The sequence below is a fragment of the Gordonia sihwensis genome (assembly GCF_029632925.1).
Taxonomy (GTDB): domain Bacteria; phylum Actinomycetota; class Actinomycetes; order Mycobacteriales; family Mycobacteriaceae; genus Gordonia; species Gordonia sihwensis.
Window position 1 is genome coordinate 3,056,934 of the sequence record NZ_CP121248.1, and the last position, 14,953, is coordinate 3,071,886.

Annotated in this window: 12 protein-coding genes; 2 read left to right on the forward strand and 10 right to left on the reverse strand. The window is 68.4% G+C overall.

Annotated elements, in window-relative coordinates; all coding sequences use genetic code 11:
* Positions 1 to 16: 16 nt before the first annotated feature.
* The 3 genes from P5P27_RS14725 to P5P27_RS14735 all read right to left on the reverse strand — a co-directional run bounded on the left by P5P27_RS14725 (position 17) and on the right by P5P27_RS14735 (position 2,539).
* On the reverse strand, positions 17 to 514 hold the full coding sequence (locus P5P27_RS14725; protein ID WP_006895554.1) for a DUF6912 family protein: 498 nt from the start codon (positions 512 to 514) through the stop codon (positions 17 to 19).
* Positions 515 to 559: 45 nt separating this feature from the next.
* Entirely contained in the window at positions 560 to 2,020 is a 1,461-nt protein-coding gene (locus P5P27_RS14730; protein WP_006895555.1) for a wax ester/triacylglycerol synthase family O-acyltransferase, read from the reverse strand.
* 69 nt (positions 2,021 to 2,089) lie between these two features.
* Positions 2,090 to 2,539, reverse strand: coding sequence for an Rv3235 family protein (locus P5P27_RS14735; protein ID WP_260868579.1), 450 nt, complete (start codon positions 2,537 to 2,539; stop codon positions 2,090 to 2,092).
* A 182-nt stretch (positions 2,540 to 2,721) separates the two neighbouring features.
* On the opposite strand from P5P27_RS14735, the gene P5P27_RS14740 reads away from it, so the two are divergent.
* Complete coding sequence (locus P5P27_RS14740; protein WP_006895557.1) at positions 2,722 to 3,798, forward strand: 2,3-butanediol dehydrogenase; 1,077 nt, start codon at positions 2,722 to 2,724, stop codon at positions 3,796 to 3,798.
* Between the two features lie 3 nt (positions 3,799 to 3,801).
* On the opposite strand, the gene secA is transcribed toward P5P27_RS14740, so the two are convergent.
* From secA to mtrA, 6 genes are all read right to left on the reverse strand, one after another.
* Complete coding sequence (gene secA / locus P5P27_RS14745; protein ID WP_278124700.1) at positions 3,802 to 6,573, reverse strand: preprotein translocase subunit SecA; 2,772 nt, start codon at positions 6,571 to 6,573, stop codon at positions 3,802 to 3,804.
* 240 nt (positions 6,574 to 6,813) lie between these two features.
* Positions 6,814 to 7,539, reverse strand: coding sequence for a ribosome hibernation-promoting factor, HPF/YfiA family (hpf, locus tag P5P27_RS14750; protein WP_006895559.1), 726 nt, complete (start codon positions 7,537 to 7,539; stop codon positions 6,814 to 6,816).
* A gap of 255 nt (positions 7,540 to 7,794) precedes the next feature.
* The gene (locus tag P5P27_RS14755; RefSeq protein ID WP_278124703.1) at positions 7,795 to 8,499 is read right to left on the reverse strand and encodes a ComF family protein; all 705 of its coding nucleotides are present in this window, start codon (positions 8,497 to 8,499) and stop codon (positions 7,795 to 7,797) included.
* A gap of 62 nt (positions 8,500 to 8,561) precedes the next feature.
* The gene (locus P5P27_RS14760) at positions 8,562 to 10,283 is read right to left on the reverse strand and encodes an LpqB family beta-propeller domain-containing protein (protein ID WP_278124705.1); all 1,722 of its coding nucleotides are present in this window, start codon (positions 10,281 to 10,283) and stop codon (positions 8,562 to 8,564) included.
* Complete coding sequence (mtrB, locus tag P5P27_RS14765) at positions 10,280 to 11,902, reverse strand: MtrAB system histidine kinase MtrB (RefSeq protein WP_006895562.1); 1,623 nt, start codon at positions 11,900 to 11,902, stop codon at positions 10,280 to 10,282. Before mtrB ends, P5P27_RS14760 begins: the two co-directional genes overlap by 4 nt.
* Positions 11,899 to 12,585, reverse strand: coding sequence for an MtrAB system response regulator MtrA (gene mtrA, locus P5P27_RS14770; RefSeq protein ID WP_006895563.1), 687 nt, complete (start codon positions 12,583 to 12,585; stop codon positions 11,899 to 11,901). Before mtrA ends, mtrB begins: the two co-directional genes overlap by 4 nt.
* Positions 12,586 to 12,696: 111 nt before the next feature.
* Between mtrA and P5P27_RS14775 the strand changes: the two genes are divergently transcribed.
* Positions 12,697 to 13,329: a dTMP kinase gene (locus P5P27_RS14775; RefSeq protein ID WP_156479379.1), complete on the forward strand. Its 633-nt coding sequence runs from the start codon at positions 12,697 to 12,699 to the stop codon at positions 13,327 to 13,329.
* 107 nt (positions 13,330 to 13,436) lie between these two features.
* On the opposite strand, the gene ahcY is transcribed toward P5P27_RS14775, so the two are convergent.
* Positions 13,437 to 14,924: an adenosylhomocysteinase gene (gene ahcY, locus P5P27_RS14780; RefSeq protein ID WP_006895565.1), complete on the reverse strand. Its 1,488-nt coding sequence runs from the start codon at positions 14,922 to 14,924 to the stop codon at positions 13,437 to 13,439.
* Between the last annotated feature and the right edge of the window lie 29 nt (positions 14,925 to 14,953).

Sequence of the window (14,953 nt, forward strand, 5' to 3'; positions counted from 1 at the left end):
GAAGTCTTCGGGGACTTCAGAGAAGTTCCAGGAGGAACGGCAGTTCCTGCGTGGCGTACCAGCCGAGGTCGTGGTCCTCCACGTCTCCGACCGCCAGCTCGCCGTCCTCATCGCCGAGGTCGGCGCGGTCGATCACCTCGACCGCCGCCCGCACTGCGTTCTCGGCGTCTGAACCGTCGACGTGGACGGCGACGATGTCGCCGTGCGGGATCGTTCCGGCGACCCTGACCACCGCGTCGTCGAGATCCGGACGCGGCGTCGCCTCGGCGTCCGCGACCACCACCACCCGGCGCACCGGAAGCTCCGAGTCGTCGACGGCCAGCAGTCGCAGCGACGCCCGGGCGGCCTCCCGGAGCGCCACCTCCGACAGTTCCTCGTCGTCACCGGCCACATACGCCTCGCGCAGCGCCGGTGTCAGCGCGAAACCGGTGCCTCCGACCGGTTCGAAGGCCCGGCCGGGTTCGGCCACCAGCCGTTCGATCATCGCCAGGGTGGCCGGCAGATAGACGCGCATGAGATGCCTTTCGATCGGGGTCGGGAGGGTCGGCGGGCCCGGTCGTCACCGGTTGCCGGGGTCCGGGGAACCGTCGTACGACTGTCCGCTCGCAAGCAGTTCGTCCAGCGACTCGGTGACGTATTCGGCCATGGCGGGGAGGTCGACCACCACGGCCCGGTCGGCGATGAAGGCGAACTGCACCTGGTTCGCGTACTCGTTGACACTGATGCCCAGAGCTCTCTGCGCGGCGAGCGTCGGAATGGTGAAGATCCCGGTGATGGGGATCCCGCCGACGAACTTGCGGCCGATCCGCTTGGCACTCATCGAGATCGGTACGTTGTACGACCGCTGGAACAGGCCCGCGAACGCCCGCGTGGACCGGTCGGCGAAGGGCACCAGCCCGAACTCCGGAAGCAGGGGGCGCAGCCCCTGCGACATCCGCCGTGTGGACTGGGAGTAGCGATTCGCGAGACCGGCCACCTGCATCAGCCGGACCGCGGGTGCGTCCTCCCCCACCGGCAGGTCGGTGACGAACTCCGTCCCGCCGACCACGATCCACGAGCCGCTCGGCTCTCCTTCGACGGTGTCCGGATCGCGAGCCGCGAGCGGCATGGTGGCCCGCATCGTCTCGCCGTGGCCGACGGTGTCCTTGATCGACAGCGACCACCGGCGCAGCACGCCGGTGATGATGGCCAGCACCACGTCGTTGAACGAGCACTCGAAACGGTTCGCCACCGCCTCGAGATCGCGGCGGGACACCGACGAGAAGGCGAACAGCCGCGACGACGTGGTGACCGCGTTCAGCGGGCTGTCGGGGGCGGAGTTGACCATCTGAGAGACGGCGTCGCCGACCAGACGGACCGATTTGTCGGCCACCGACCAGAGATCGGCGACCGGGCCGTTGCCGCGCAGCAGGGTGTCGACCATCTCACCGGGCCGGGCCATCGCCTCGGCCAGCGCTCCGACGGTCAACGAGGCCGCACCGGGCGGCCGCCGCGGCATCCACAGATCCTCCGCCATCGGGGCGGCGTCCGCGACGTCGTCGCAGATCACCTCGCTCAGTTCCGGGTTGCCGGTGCCGCCCAGCAGACAGCGGTGCGTCTTGGTCAGGATCACTGACCGGCCGCGGCTGAGTCCCTCGATCAGGTACATCTCCCACAGCGGCCGGGTCCGGTCGAGTGGGCGCGACATGAGCCGCGAGACCAACTCCTGCAGTTGTTCGGAGTCACCCGGCTGCGGCAGCGCGGACAATCTGATGTGGTAGTTGATGTCGAACTCACGGTCGTCCACCCACACCGGACGCGCCAGCCCGAGCGTCACCTCGGTGATCACCTGGCGGTACCGGGGTGCCGCCTGCAGTCGGTTCTCCACCAGCGAGACGAGCGAGTGGTAGTCGATCCCGGTCGCGTCGTCCTTCCGAAGCTTGCTCGGGTCGAGGATCAACAGCGCTCCGAGGTGGGCGGTCGTCCCCGCCCCGTCCAGGAAGTAGAACATCGCCTCGTCCGGCGACAGCCGATTCACCATGATGCGTCGAGTTTATGCCGATCGCGGGCGTCCGCGGAATCATCGCCGGCGCGGCCTCACACCACGGCCTCAGACGATCGCGAACTCGACGATCACCCAGCGTTCCGCGATCCGGCGCGGTCCGCCCCGCGACGGCAACGGCACCGACCGGATCTCGATGCGGCCGGCCACCGCACGCACTCGGCGTCCCCGCACGAAGGTGCCGAAGTAGGCGGCCTGGCGCGGTCCACCGATCTGCAGGTGGACTCGCAGCAGCCGCGCCGTCTCAGCACTCCCCGACGGCCCGGCCCGATGCTGGAGCAGTGAGCCCACCTGCGATTGCACCTCGGCCGAGACCGTGCGCAGCAGATGGTCCACCGGTCGGCGACCGTCGAGCACCTCCAGCATCTGCTGCAACGCGTACACCGTCGCCGACCGCGCTGCACCGGCACGGTCCGCATCCGTCCGCTCAGCGCCGTTCCGAACCGGCGGCGCCGGCCGGTCGACGATCCCATTACCCCCGAGTGTGTTCACCGTCATATCTATCGGACGCACCCGGGGCGGGTTCGGTTCCGCGACGCGCCGAGAGCACGGCCGACCCCCGTCCGCTGCAACCCCCTGCAACCGTTGCGCCCCGCCGGCGGTGGGCGCACGCTCGTTTCCGGGCGGGTGATTCACATCACAGTCCACACTTCCCGTTCCGACGCTCAGAAGGAGCACCGATGAGAGCCGCACGCTACTACGACCGCGGAGACGTCCGCATCGAAGAGATCGACCCGCCGGAGGTCGGGCCCGGCATGGTCGGCATCGACATCGCCTGGTGCGGCATCTGCGGCACCGACCTGCACGAGTACGCCGACGGCCCGATCTTCATCCCGCCGGCCGGACATCCGCAGCCGATCAGCGGCGAGAGCGCTCCGGTCACGATCGGACACGAGATGTCGGGCGTCGTCTCGGAGGTGGGCGACGGCGTGACCGATCTGGCGGTCGGCGATCACGTGGTCGTGGAGCCCTACATCCTCGCCGACGACGTCGATACCGGTCCGCACAGCCACGACTACCACCTGTCGCGAGACATGAACTTCATCGGACTGGGCGGCTGCGGTGGCGGACTCGCAGAGAAGATCGCGGTGAAACGGAGGTGGGTGCATCGGATCGACGCATCGGTACCGCTCGACCAGGCCGCGCTGATCGAGCCGCTGGCGGTCGGTTTCCACGCCGTACAGCGCAGCGGCGCGCAGTCGGGTGCGATCGCGCTCATCACCGGCGCCGGACCGATCGGCCTGCTCACCGCGGCCATCTGCCGGGCGCGAGGCATCTCGGTGATCATCAGCGAGCCGAGCCCGCTGCGCCGAGCCAAGGCCGCGGACACCGGAGTCGCCGATCACGTGCTGGATCCCGCGGCGCAGGACGTGGTCGCTCGGGTATCGGAGCTCACCTCCGGACGCGGCGCGGACGTCGGTTTCGAATGCACGTCGGTTCAGCCCGCGTTCGACACCCTGCTCGATGCCGTGAAGCCGACCGGGGTCGTCGTGGTGGTGTCGATCTGGGGCAGCCCTGCCGGACTGGACATGCAGAAGCTGGTGCTGAAGGAGATCGACCTGCGCGGCACCATCGCCTACGTGAACTCTCATCCCGAGACGATCGCGCTGGTGGAGAGCGGCGAGATCGATCTCGCCCCGTTCATCACGGGCAAGATCGACCTCGCCGATCTGGTCACCGAAGGCTACGACACCCTGCTGCACCGCAACGAGACCGCCGTGAAGATCCTGGTCTCGCCGTCCGGCGCGGGAGTGTGACCGTCAGCGCTTCTTGCGCGACTTCGGAGGCTTGTTCGACGGCTTGGCGCCCGAACGGGCGGCGGCGCGCCGTTCGCGACGGCTGCCGAGCACCTCCGACGGAGTTCCCGAGGCGTGCTCCTCGACCTCGGAGAGCACCTCCGCGTCGCCGGTCTCCGACGGCCCGCTGTAGGTCATCGCCGGTTCGGCGCCGTCGGCGGCCTCGTCGCCGCCGAAGGCCGCTCCGGCCAGCATGTCGCTGACCGACGTGCCCAGCGCCGGAGCCGGGGCCTGCGTCTCCACCTGTGCGTTGAAGATGTAGGTGACGGCCTCTTCCTTCATGCCCTCCAACATGCCCTGGAACATGTCGTAGCCCTCGCGCTGGTACTCCACCACCGGGTCGCGCTGAGCGACCGACCGCAGGTGGATGCCCTCGCGGAGGTAGTCCATCTCGTAGAGATGATCGCGCCACTTGCGGTCCATGACCGTGAGCAGGATCGACCGTTCCAGTTGACGCATCGCGCCGTCGCCGGCGATCTCCGCCAGTTCCTTCTCTCGGCGATCGTAGGCGCCGAGCGCGTCGTCGACCAGTACCTCGCGCAGTTGCTCGCGGGAGATGTCGTCACGTTCGCCGTACTCGTTCTCGCCGACGACCCGCTTGGGATCGAGCGCGATCGGGTACAGCTTCGACAACGCCTCCCACAGCGTCTCGAGGTCCCAGTCCTCGGCGTATCCGACCTCCGTGGCACCGTCGACGTAGGCACCGACCACGTCGCGGACCATCTCGCGCACCTGATCCCGGTGATCCTCGCCCTCGAGGATCTCGCGGCGCTCGCCGTAGATGACCTTGCGCTGCTCGTTCATCACCTCGTCGTACTTGAGGACGTTCTTGCGGATCTCGAAGTTCTGCTCCTCCACCTGCGTCTGCGCACTGCGGATGGCGCGGGTGACCATCTTGGCGTCGATCGGGACGTCGTCGGGCAGGTTGAGGCGGGCCATGATGGTCTCGAGCGCGGCGCCGTTGAACCGCCGCATCAGTTCGTCGCCCAGGGAGAGGTAGAACCGGGACTCGCCGGGGTCGCCCTGGCGGCCGGACCGGCCACGCAGCTGATTGTCGATGCGGCGCGATTCGTGACGCTCGGTGCCGAGGACGTAGAGTCCGCCCACCTCACGGACGTCGTCGGCCTCCTTGGCGGCCTCGGTGCGGGCGATCTCGATCGCCTCGTCCCACGCCGCCTCGTACTCCTCGGGAGTGTTGACCGGGTCGAGTCCCGCCTTGCGCAGCCGGGTGTCGGCGATGACGTCCGGGTTGCCGCCCAACACGACGTCGGTGCCTCGGCCGGCCATGTTGGTGGCCACCGTGACCGCCCCGAGCCGACCGGCCTCGGCGACGATCTGTGCCTCCTGCTCGTGGTACTTCGCGTTGAGGACGGTGTGCTTGATCTCCCGCTCGGTCAGCAGCCGCGACAGGTACTCCGAGCGCTCGACGCTCGTGGTACCGATCAGGACCGGCTGGCCCTTGGCGTTGCGCTCGGCGATGTCGTCGACCACCGCGTAGAACTTGGCCTCTTCGGTCTTGTAGATCAGGTCGGTCTGGTCCTTGCGGATCAGCGGACGGTTGGTCGGGATCGGCACCACGCCCAGCTTGTAGATCTGCTGGAACTCGGCGGCCTCGGTCTCGGCCGTACCGGTCATGCCTGCGAGCTTCTTGTACAGGCGGAAGTAGTTCTGGAGGGTGATCGTGGCGAGAGTCTGGTTCTCGGCCTTGATCTCGACGCCTTCCTTGGCCTCGATCGCCTGGTGCAGGCCCTCGTTGAAGCGCCGGCCGTCGAGCACACGCCCGGTGAACTCGTCGACGATCATCACCTCGCCCTTGCGGACGATGTAGTCCTTGTCCTTGTGGAAGAGCTCCTTGACCTTGATCGCGTTGTTCAAGTAGCCGACGAGCTGTGAGTTCTCCGGCTCGTAGAGGTTGTCGATGCCGAGCCGGTCCTCGACGAAGGAGACGCCGGCCTCGTGGACGCCGACGGTCTTCTTCTTGATGTCGACCTCGTAGTGGACGTCCTTCTCCAGCAGCGGCGCGATGCGCGCGAACTCGGCATACCACTTGCTCGACGAGTCGGCCGGGCCCGAGATGATCAGCGGGGTGCGGGCCTCGTCGATGAGAATCGAGTCGACCTCGTCGACGATGGCGTAGGCGTGTTCCCGCTGCACCAGGTCTTCGAGTGAATGCGCCATGTTGTCGCGCAGGTAGTCGAAGCCGAACTCGTTGTTGGTGCCGTAGGTGATGTCGGCCGCGTACGCCTCACGACGCTGATCGGGCGACATGCCGGTCAGGATCACCGCGGTCTCGAGACCGAGGAAGCGATGCACGCGGCCCATCCACTCCGCGTCGCGCTTGGCGAGGTAGTCGTTCACGGTGACGACGTGCACGCCCTTGCCGTTCAGCGCGTTCAGGTACGCCGGGAGAACACAGGTCAGCGTCTTGCCCTCACCGGTCTTCATCTCCGCGATGTTGCCGAAGTGCAGCGCCGCGCCACCCATGATCTGCACGTGGAAGTGCTTCTGGTCGAGGACGCGCCACGCGGCCTCACGAGCCACCGCGAAGGCCTCGAGCAGCAGATCGTCGAGTGTCTCATCGCCCTCGAGCCGCTCGCGGAACTCGACGGTCTTGCCCCGCAGTTCGTCGTCTGAGAGCGCTTCCATCTCGTCGGAGAGCGCCTCGACGCTCGTCGCGATAGCGTCCAGGCGCTTGACCATGCGGCCTTCGCCCAGTCTGAGCAGCTTGTTGAGCACCGGCAATCCTCTGGGTTCACGTTTCGATTCACCGTCGCGCCCCGCCGAACCGTCGACGTGGCGGACAGACCTCGGTCCATGGTACGGGTCCGTCGTCGACGACGCCGTATGCAGGCATGTCCGACCGGCACTGCATCGCACCTGACGTCAACGATTGTTGACGCGCTCGGCGACGCGTGGTGAACGCGACGGTGGCCGCCGCCCGGTCAGGGCGACGGCCACCGCTGCTGCGACGAGACCTCAGGCGAGCCTGATGAGTCCGTAGTCGAATGCGTGACGGCGATAGACCACCGACGGCTTGTCGGTCTCGCAGTCATGGAACAGGTAGAAGTCGTGACCGACGAGTTCCATCTCGTAGAGCGCCTCGTCCACCGACATCGGCGACGACGGGTGATCCTTCACGCGCACCACCTGACCGGGCGAGTGGTCCTCGACACTGTCCTCGAACGGATCCGGGGACGGCGCAGGCGTCTCGGGAAGCAGGTGCGGCGCGTCGGCCGCTGCCTCGGCGAGCGAGGTGGGACGGTGCATCCCGTCCTTGCGGATCCGCTTCCGGCTCTTGGCGCGGCGCAGCCGCTTGTGCAGCTTGTCGAAGGCCAACTCACTGGCGGCGTAGAAGTTCTCGCCGGCGGCCTGTGCGCGGATCACCGGACCGCGGCCACGGCCGGTGATCTCGACGATCTCGGCGCTCTTGGACTGCCGTGGATTCGGTTCGTGGTACAGGACCACTTCGAAGCGGAAGATCGTGGGGTCGAAGTGCTCGAGCCGGGAGAGCTTGCTGCTCATGTAGACCCGGAAGTGATCCGGTATCTCCACGTTCCGGCCACTCATGACGAGCTCCGCCTTCAACTCGCCCGCGTCCGACGTGTCGACGGTGGACGGCAGCTCGAAAGCGGCTTTGAGGTCGACGCGTTCAGCGGGTGCGGCTTTCGACTCGCGCTGTCCCTTGCGGTGAACGACCGTCATATCGACATCCTCCTCAGGTTGCTCCCGTCCGGAATCGAGACCGGATCGGGGTACCAATTCGCTAGTCGCGCAACCACATTCAGGTAGCGGTTTGGCGCGATGGGCAGTGACCCGCTGAGCTGAAGCGGAGGATCTACCGCGCTCGTGAACACATCGGCGCGGTGGAAAAGGCTTCCTCACCTCCCGGCACTCGATGTTCATCACTGCCACTTCCGAAGGTATCCGCAAACTCCGGTTCCGGCCACGTTTTGCCGATCATGCACCCGCCAGAACCACCGCTCCGGTCACAGCGGCACCGGAACGCCGAAGGCGTCTCACCGCCTGCGCGACGGTCGCACCGGTGGTGAGGACGTCGTCGACCACCACCACCGGTACGGCGGGCCCGGCACCGGCGCCGACCAGCGCAGACGGCAGTGGGCGGCGCAATCGCACCGCTCCCGCGAGGTTCGCGCCGCGCGCCCCGGCCCCCAGCCCCGCCGAGTCTCGCGTCCAGGCCGCGGTCACCAGCGCCGGCACCACTCGGACGCGGCCGCCGAGGACGTCCGCGGCCTCGCGGGCGAGCGCGGTCACGGTGTCGCCTCCCCTGCTCCGGGCCGCCCACGCCCGCGTGGGTGCGGGGACGAGTGCGAGTCGATCGGAGGCGGGCAACTCACCCCACTGTGCGAGCGAGAGGATCCCGTCGGCCAGCACGCGGCCCAGAACGGGCGCGAGATCGCGTCGGCGATGCTCCTTGAGGTTCACGACGGCCGACGCCATCGGTCCGCCGTACCGGGCCATCGCCCATACAGGCACACCCGGATCCACACGCGGAGACAGCTGCCGCGGCACATCGTCGAGTCGAGCCCGGCAAGCGTCGCACCACGGCGTTCCCGGGCGCCCGCACCCGCCGCACTCCCGCGGCACCGCGAGGTCCGCCAAGGCCGCCAACACGGCTCGGGAGCGTGCCCGATCACCCGCCATGCCCGAGCATTGTCCTCCTGCGATGCCGGACTGTCACCCGGTTGTTCCACAGCGACCGCCGGTCAGCCGCCGGGGATCACCGGCCTCGTTCCCGGTCCGGCATCGGGGCCCAGCGCGGTCCAGTACTGATCCGGCCGGATCTGGCCGGTGCCGATCTGCTGGATACCGCGATTGTCCGAGACGTACACCGTGGTCGACGATGCCGCGACGTCCACCAGCGGCGGCTTGAGGTTGCCGCTGACCATCGCGACCGGCTGCGTGCCGACGATCGACGTCTTCCACACCGGGCTGTCGCCGCCGTTCACCGCGAAGTACATCGTCTTCGACGACGACCAGGCGATACCGATGCCGGTGCCCGCCACCTCCGGCGCCAGCAGGTAGACGCCGGTCAGTGCCGGCACGCCGACATCGTTCACGGACAGCACGGCGAGCAGGAGCCGGCCGCCGACCACCAGGGCCACGCGCACGCCGTCCGGTGAGACCTGCAGACCGGTGATCGGCCCCGGCGCCACCGCGCGGACCTCCGCGGTGTCGATGGACTCGATCCGCGTGCCGTCGCCGTCCGACATCCAATGGATCGGACGGCCGTCGACCACCGCGTATCCGGTGGCGGGATCCGGCCCGAAGGACGGCGTCGTCACCGAGGCGCCCGCGGCCACCTCCACGGCATCGCCGCCGTACGGCCCCACCAGCAGCACCCGGCGACCGCCGCGGTCGGCGACGGCGGCACTTCGGCTCATATCCGCGGAGATGGCCGCCGACTGGAGGTCGTGGGCGGCGCCGAGTGCGCCGTCGACGGGTACCGCCCGGTTCCCGGTGAGCCTGGCCAGGCCCCCGTCGCGCACCAGGTGCACCGGGTCGACGGCGCGCTTCTCCGGCTCGGGTTCGAACGTGCTGACATCGGCGGTGTGCCAGCCCTCGTCGCGGCCGGGAACCAGCGGAGCGCCGTCTGCGGTGATCCGGTATGTGCCCGAGAACCCGGCGTAATCGAGGGTCCAGACGATCTGCGCCGCGAGAGTGGTTCGCGCCCTCTGGTCGCCGTCGGCGACGTTGCCGAGCGGAACCGTCACGACGTCGCCCTTGGTGGTGACCGGCCCGGCGGCGGCGCTGCCGCGCGCCGCCCCCTGGCTCACCGCACCGGCGAGTTCGGGCGCCGGACCCGCCAGCAGCCGGTTGACCAGGACGCTCGCATCGAGTTCGGGACCGAACAGCCAGCGCGGGTCGGCCACCAGCCGGCTCAGCGTGCGATCGGGGAAGAACAGGTCGGCCTGCCGATACGCCGTGAGGAACTGCGACGAGTCGGTGACCGATCCCATGGGCGGGTCGCCGCTGATCCGCCACGTCCCGCCGCTCTGCTCCAGCGACAGCGCCATCACCCAGTCGCCCGTGACGGGCCGGAGCGTACCGCCGGGCGACAGCACTCCCGTCTTCTCGCCGGTGACCCGGAGTCGGACCGCGTCGTCGGTGCGCTCGTCGACGGTGACGCCGACGTCGCGGACCACGGTCATGTCTCCCTGGTCGTCCCATCGTTGGCTGGCGCCCGCGGTCAGGAACTTGCGCGCCGCCCGATGCCCGGCGGTGGGGTCGGACATCGCCTTCACGAAGTTGCGCGCGACGGTCTCCGGGTCGTCGCCCCGTCGGGGCGAGGGCACGATGTTGGTCGGCCGTTTGCGGTCGAACGCCTGGATGGGCTGCGGAGACGAGGAGTCCGGAATGTCGACGCATCCGGTGAGAACCATCGTCGCGGACAGCAGCAGCGCGACCAGCACCGCGACCCGCCTCATCGGGGCGTCTCCCCGATCGGCTTCAACGGCAGCGGGCTGCCGAGGAGCTTGTGGCCACGAACCAGTGGCAGCGTGAGGCGGAAGCAGGAGCCCTCCCCCGGCGCTCCCCAGGCCTCCAGTCGGCCCTGGTGCAGACGGGCGTCCTCGATGCTGATCGCCAGGCCGAGGCCCGTGCCGCCCGAGCGCCGCACACGCGACGGATCCGATCGCCAGAATCTGTTGAAGACGAGTTTCTCCTCTCCCGGACGCAGGCCTATCCCGTGGTCGCGGACGGTGATCGCCACCGCGTCGCCGTCGGAGCGCATGGTGAGCGTGACCGGCTTGTGCTCGCCGTGATCGATGGCGTTGGCGAGCAGGTTACGCAGGATCCGCTCCACCCGGCGCGGATCGATCTCGGCCATCACCGGCTCCGTCGGCATGTCGATGATCAGGTCGCTGCCCGTCTCGGCGGCCAGTGGAGCCACCGTGGAGACGGCCGCGTCGATGGGCACCGCGATGTCGAGCTTCTGTGCCGCCAGCTCCGCCATCCCCGCGTCGTGACGCGAGATCTCCAGGAGCTCGGTCAGCAGCGTCTCGAACCGGTTCAGTTCCTTGTCGAGCAGTTCCACCGAACGGCGCTGCACCGGGTCGAGTCCCTCGCGGTTGTCGTAGAGAAGGTCGGCGGCCATCCGGACCGTGGTGAGCGGCGTGCGCAGTTCGTGGCTGACGTCGGAGGTGAACTGCCGCTGCAGCCCGCCGAACTCCTCGAGGTGGTTGATCTGACGGGAGAGGCTCTCGGCCATGTCGTTGAACGAGACCGCCAGCCGCGCGAACTCGTCCTCGCCGTGCACCGGCATCCGCTCGGAGAGACGGCCGTCGGCGAAACGCACGGCGATCCGGGTCGCCGACCGCAGCGGTGCGATCACCTGTCGGGTCACCAGCCAAGCGATCGCCGCGAGCAGACCGAGCAGCACCACCGCACCGGTCAGCAGCGTTCCGCGCACCAGCGACACCGTGTTCTCCTCGGTGCCCAGGGGGAATACGAGGTAGATCTCCAGCCCCTGGATCGGGCTCTCCACCGGGGAACCGATCACCAGCGCGGGGACGGTGTCCCCGGCCTGATCGATGGATGTGTACTGGAAGGCGACCTGGCCCCCGGCCACCATCTTGCGCAGGGCGGTCGGCACGTCGCGCACCGGCCCCACCGCGATCTCCTGCTCGTTCGGCTCGCCGGGAACCACGAGCACGGAGTCGAACGAGCCGGCGACCGACGACGTCTGCGGCGACTCGGTGTCCTGGTCGGTGAGCAACGATCGCGCTCGGGCCAGCCGATTCTGCACAGCGGTGTTCGATTCCCCGCTGCTCAGCACCCGTTCCACCACCGCGCGCATCCGCGCGATCTCGTCGGTGGCGACTTCCTCCTTGGCGTCCAACAGGCGCCCGGTGATCTGACTGATCAGGACGAAACCGAGAATCAGCAAGACCACGAAGGACAGAACCAGCGTCGAGACGATGACTCGCGTCTGAACCGAGCGGCGCCAGATCTGTCCGGCCACCCGTCCGACGGTCGCCGCGGCGCGCCGGACCGCTGTGATGAGGCGTTCGATCGGCCCCCGGTGAATCCGGCGGCCACCGATCACGGCGGACCGGCCTTGTAACCGACCCCTCTCACGGTGAGCACGATCTCCGGGTTCTCCGGATCGATCTCGACCTTGGCGCGCAGCCGCTGGACGTGGACGTTCACCAGACGAGTGTCGGCGGGATGCCGGTAGCCCCACACCTGTTCGAGGAGGACGTCACGGGTGAACACCTGACGGGGCTTGCGCGCCAGCGCCACCAGAAGGTCGAACTCCAGCGGAGTCAGCGAGATCGGCACCCCGTCGCGGGTGACCTTGTGCGCCGGGACGTCGATCTCCACCGGACCGATCGCCAGGAGTTCGGCCGGATCGTCCTCGGTGCGCCGCAGCCGGGCTCGGATGCGCGCGACGAGTTCCTTCGGCTTGAACGGCTTCACCATGTAGTCGTCGGCACCGGATTCCAGGCCGAGCACCACGTCGACGGTGTCGGATTTGGCGGTCAGCATCACGATCGGCACACCGGAGTCGGCGCGGAGCACCCGACAGACATCGATGCCGTTCATTCCCGGCAGCATCAGGTCGAGCAGGACGAGGTCGGGTCGAACCTCGCGCACCGCGGTCAGCGCCTGCGTCCCGTCTCCGACGACGAACGGCTCGAAGCCTTCGTTCTTCAGAACGATCGTGAGCATCTCGGCGAGAGCGGCGTCATCGTCAACGACCAGGATGCGTGGCTTCATGCCTGCCATGGTGTCACTTCTGCCGCGGATAGCGCGGTGCGACACGCCTTGCCGCGCAGGTCCGGACGGCGTGCGGCGCGCCGCATCCACGTGGCGCAGGCGACTGCCTAGACTGTCCGCGTGGGCATTCTGGTTGCTGTCGAAGGTCTCGACGGTGCGGGCAAACGCACCATCGTCGGACGCCTCGAAGCCGCTGCGATCGACCGTGGCGCGTCGGTCCGGACGCTCGCGTTCCCCCGCTACGGCGAATCGATCACCGCGGACATCGCCTCGGAGGCGCTGCACGGACGGCACGGTGATCTCCGGGACAGCGTCTACGCGATGGCCCTGCTCTTCGCCCTCGACCGGGCCGCGGCACGGCGTCAACTGCACGACGCCCTCGCCGGGAACGACCTCGTCATCTGCGACCGCTACACCGCGTCGAATGCGGCCTACAGCGCCGCGCGCCTGGGTGCGGGCGCCGCGTCCGAGGTCGTCGACTGGGTCGCCGACCTCGAGTTCCGACGGTTTCAACTCCCGGTTCCCGACCACCAGTTGCTCCTCGGAGTTCCGCCGGAAGTCGCGATGGGCCGCGCCAGCGGTCGCGCGGAGGCCGAGGCCGACCGACCCGTGGACACCTACGAGCGCGACGCCGACCTGCAACACGCCGTCTACCGCGTCTACGGCGAACTCGTGCAAGCACAGTGGATGTCGACCTGGTCGTGGGCCGACGGCGACGCGGCCGTCGACGCCGTTCTCGCACAGCTCGGGTAGTCCGGAGCCGGCCGCAGGGAGCCGGCCGCAACGAACGACCGCCGCCGGTCGGGAGAGCTCGGCTCCCCGACCGGCGGCGGTGCGGTGCATCCAGCCGGTTCGGTGCGTCAGTAGCGGTAGTGCTCGGGCTTGTAGGGGCCCTCGACGTCGACGCCGATGTACTCGGCCTGCTCCTTGGTGAGCTTGGTCAGGCTGCCGCCGAGCGCTTCGACGTGGATGCGCGCGACCTTCTCGTCGAGATGCTTGGGCAGGCGGTACACCTCGTTGTCGTACTCGTCGCCCTTGGTCCACAGCTCGATCTGGGCGATCACCTGGTTGGCGAAGCTGTTGCTCATCACGAACGACGGGTGGCCGGTGGCGTTGCCCAGGTTCAGCAGTCGCCCTTCGGACAGCACGATGATGCTGTGGCCGTCGGGGAACACCCACTGGTCCACCTGCGGCTTGATGTTGATCCGCGTCATTCCTTCGGCGGACTCGAGTCCGGCCATGTCGATCTCGTTGTCGAAGTGACCGATGTTGCCCAGCACCGCCTGGTTCTTCATCTTCTTCATGTGCTCGAAGGTGATGATGCCCAGGTTGCCGGTGGCCGTGACGACGATGTCCGCGTTGCCGATCGCCTCATCGACGGTGACGACGTCATAGCCGTCCATCATCGCCTGCAGTGCGTTGATCGGGTCGATCTCGGTGACCTGAACACGGGCGCCCTGCCCCGCCAGCGACTCCGCGCAGCCCTTGCCGACGTCGCCGTAGCCGCAGATCAGCACCTTCTTGCCGCCGATGAGGACGTCGGTGCCGCGGTTGATGCCGTCGATCAGCGAGTGGCGGGTGCCGTACTTGTTGTCGAACTTGCTCTTGGTGACCGAGTCGTTGACGTTGATCGCCGGGAAGTCGAGTTCACCGGCGGCGGCGAACTGGTACAGACGGAGCACACCGGTGGTGGTCTCCTCGGTGACGCCCTGCACCGACTCGGCGATCGCCGTCCACTTGCCCGGGTCTGCGGCCAGCGAGCGGCGCAGCAGTTCCAGGAACACCTTGTACTCGGCGGGGTGATTGTCGTCGGCGGGCGGAACGACGCCGGCCTTCTCGAACTCCGCGCCACGCAGGACCAGCATGGTCGCGTCGCCGCCGTCGTCGAGGATCATGTTGGCGCGCCGCGGCTCGCCGTCGACGTCCGGCCAGGTCAGCATCTGCTCGGCCGCCCACCAGTACTCCTCCAGGGTCTCGCCCTTCCAGGCGAAGACCGGCACACCCTTGGGCTCCTCGACGGTTCCGTACGGGCCGACGACGACGGCCGCGGCCGCGTGGTCCTGGGTGGAGAAGATGTTGCACGAGGCCCAGCGGACCTCGGCGCCCAGATCGACGAGCGTCTCGATCAGGACGGCGGTCTGCACGGTCATGTGCAGCGACCCCGAGATGCGAGCGCCCTTGAGGGGCTTGACGTCGGCGTATTCGCGGCGCAACTCCATCAGACCCGGCATCTCGTGCTCGGCGAGGCGGATCTCCTTGCGGCCGTACTCGGCCTCGGAGAGGTCGGCGACCCTGAACTCGACGCCGTTGCGGGTTTCGGTGGTCAGAGCGCTGGAAGGCGCGGTCATCTGGTCCCTCTCGATTGACATCTTTGATC

What these genes read in the sequence shown, in the direction of transcription:
- ahcY (WP_006895565.1), bottom strand. Translation starts at nt 14,924, where the DNA reads ATGACCGCGCCTTCCAGCGCTCTGACCACCGAAACCCGCAACGGCGTC.
- P5P27_RS14735 (WP_260868579.1), bottom strand. Translation starts at nt 2,539, where the DNA reads ATGACGGTGAACACACTCGGGGGTAATGGGATCGTCGACCGGCCGGCG.
- P5P27_RS14730 (WP_006895555.1), bottom strand. Translation starts at nt 2,020, where the DNA reads ATGGTGAATCGGCTGTCGCCGGACGAGGCGATGTTCTACTTCCTGGAC.
- P5P27_RS14760 (WP_278124705.1), bottom strand. Translation starts at nt 10,283, where the DNA reads ATGAGGCGGGTCGCGGTGCTGGTCGCGCTGCTGCTGTCCGCGACGATG.
- mtrA (WP_006895563.1), bottom strand. Translation starts at nt 12,585, where the DNA reads ATGGCAGGCATGAAGCCACGCATCCTGGTCGTTGACGATGACGCCGCT.
- P5P27_RS14725 (WP_006895554.1), bottom strand. Translation starts at nt 514, where the DNA reads ATGCGCGTCTATCTGCCGGCCACCCTGGCGATGATCGAACGGCTGGTG.
- P5P27_RS14755 (WP_278124703.1), bottom strand. Translation starts at nt 8,499, where the DNA reads ATGGCGGGTGATCGGGCACGCTCCCGAGCCGTGTTGGCGGCCTTGGCG.
- P5P27_RS14740 (WP_006895557.1), top strand. Translation starts at nt 2,722, where the DNA reads ATGAGAGCCGCACGCTACTACGACCGCGGAGACGTCCGCATCGAAGAG.
- hpf (WP_006895559.1), bottom strand. Translation starts at nt 7,539, where the DNA reads ATGACGGTCGTTCACCGCAAGGGACAGCGCGAGTCGAAAGCCGCACCC.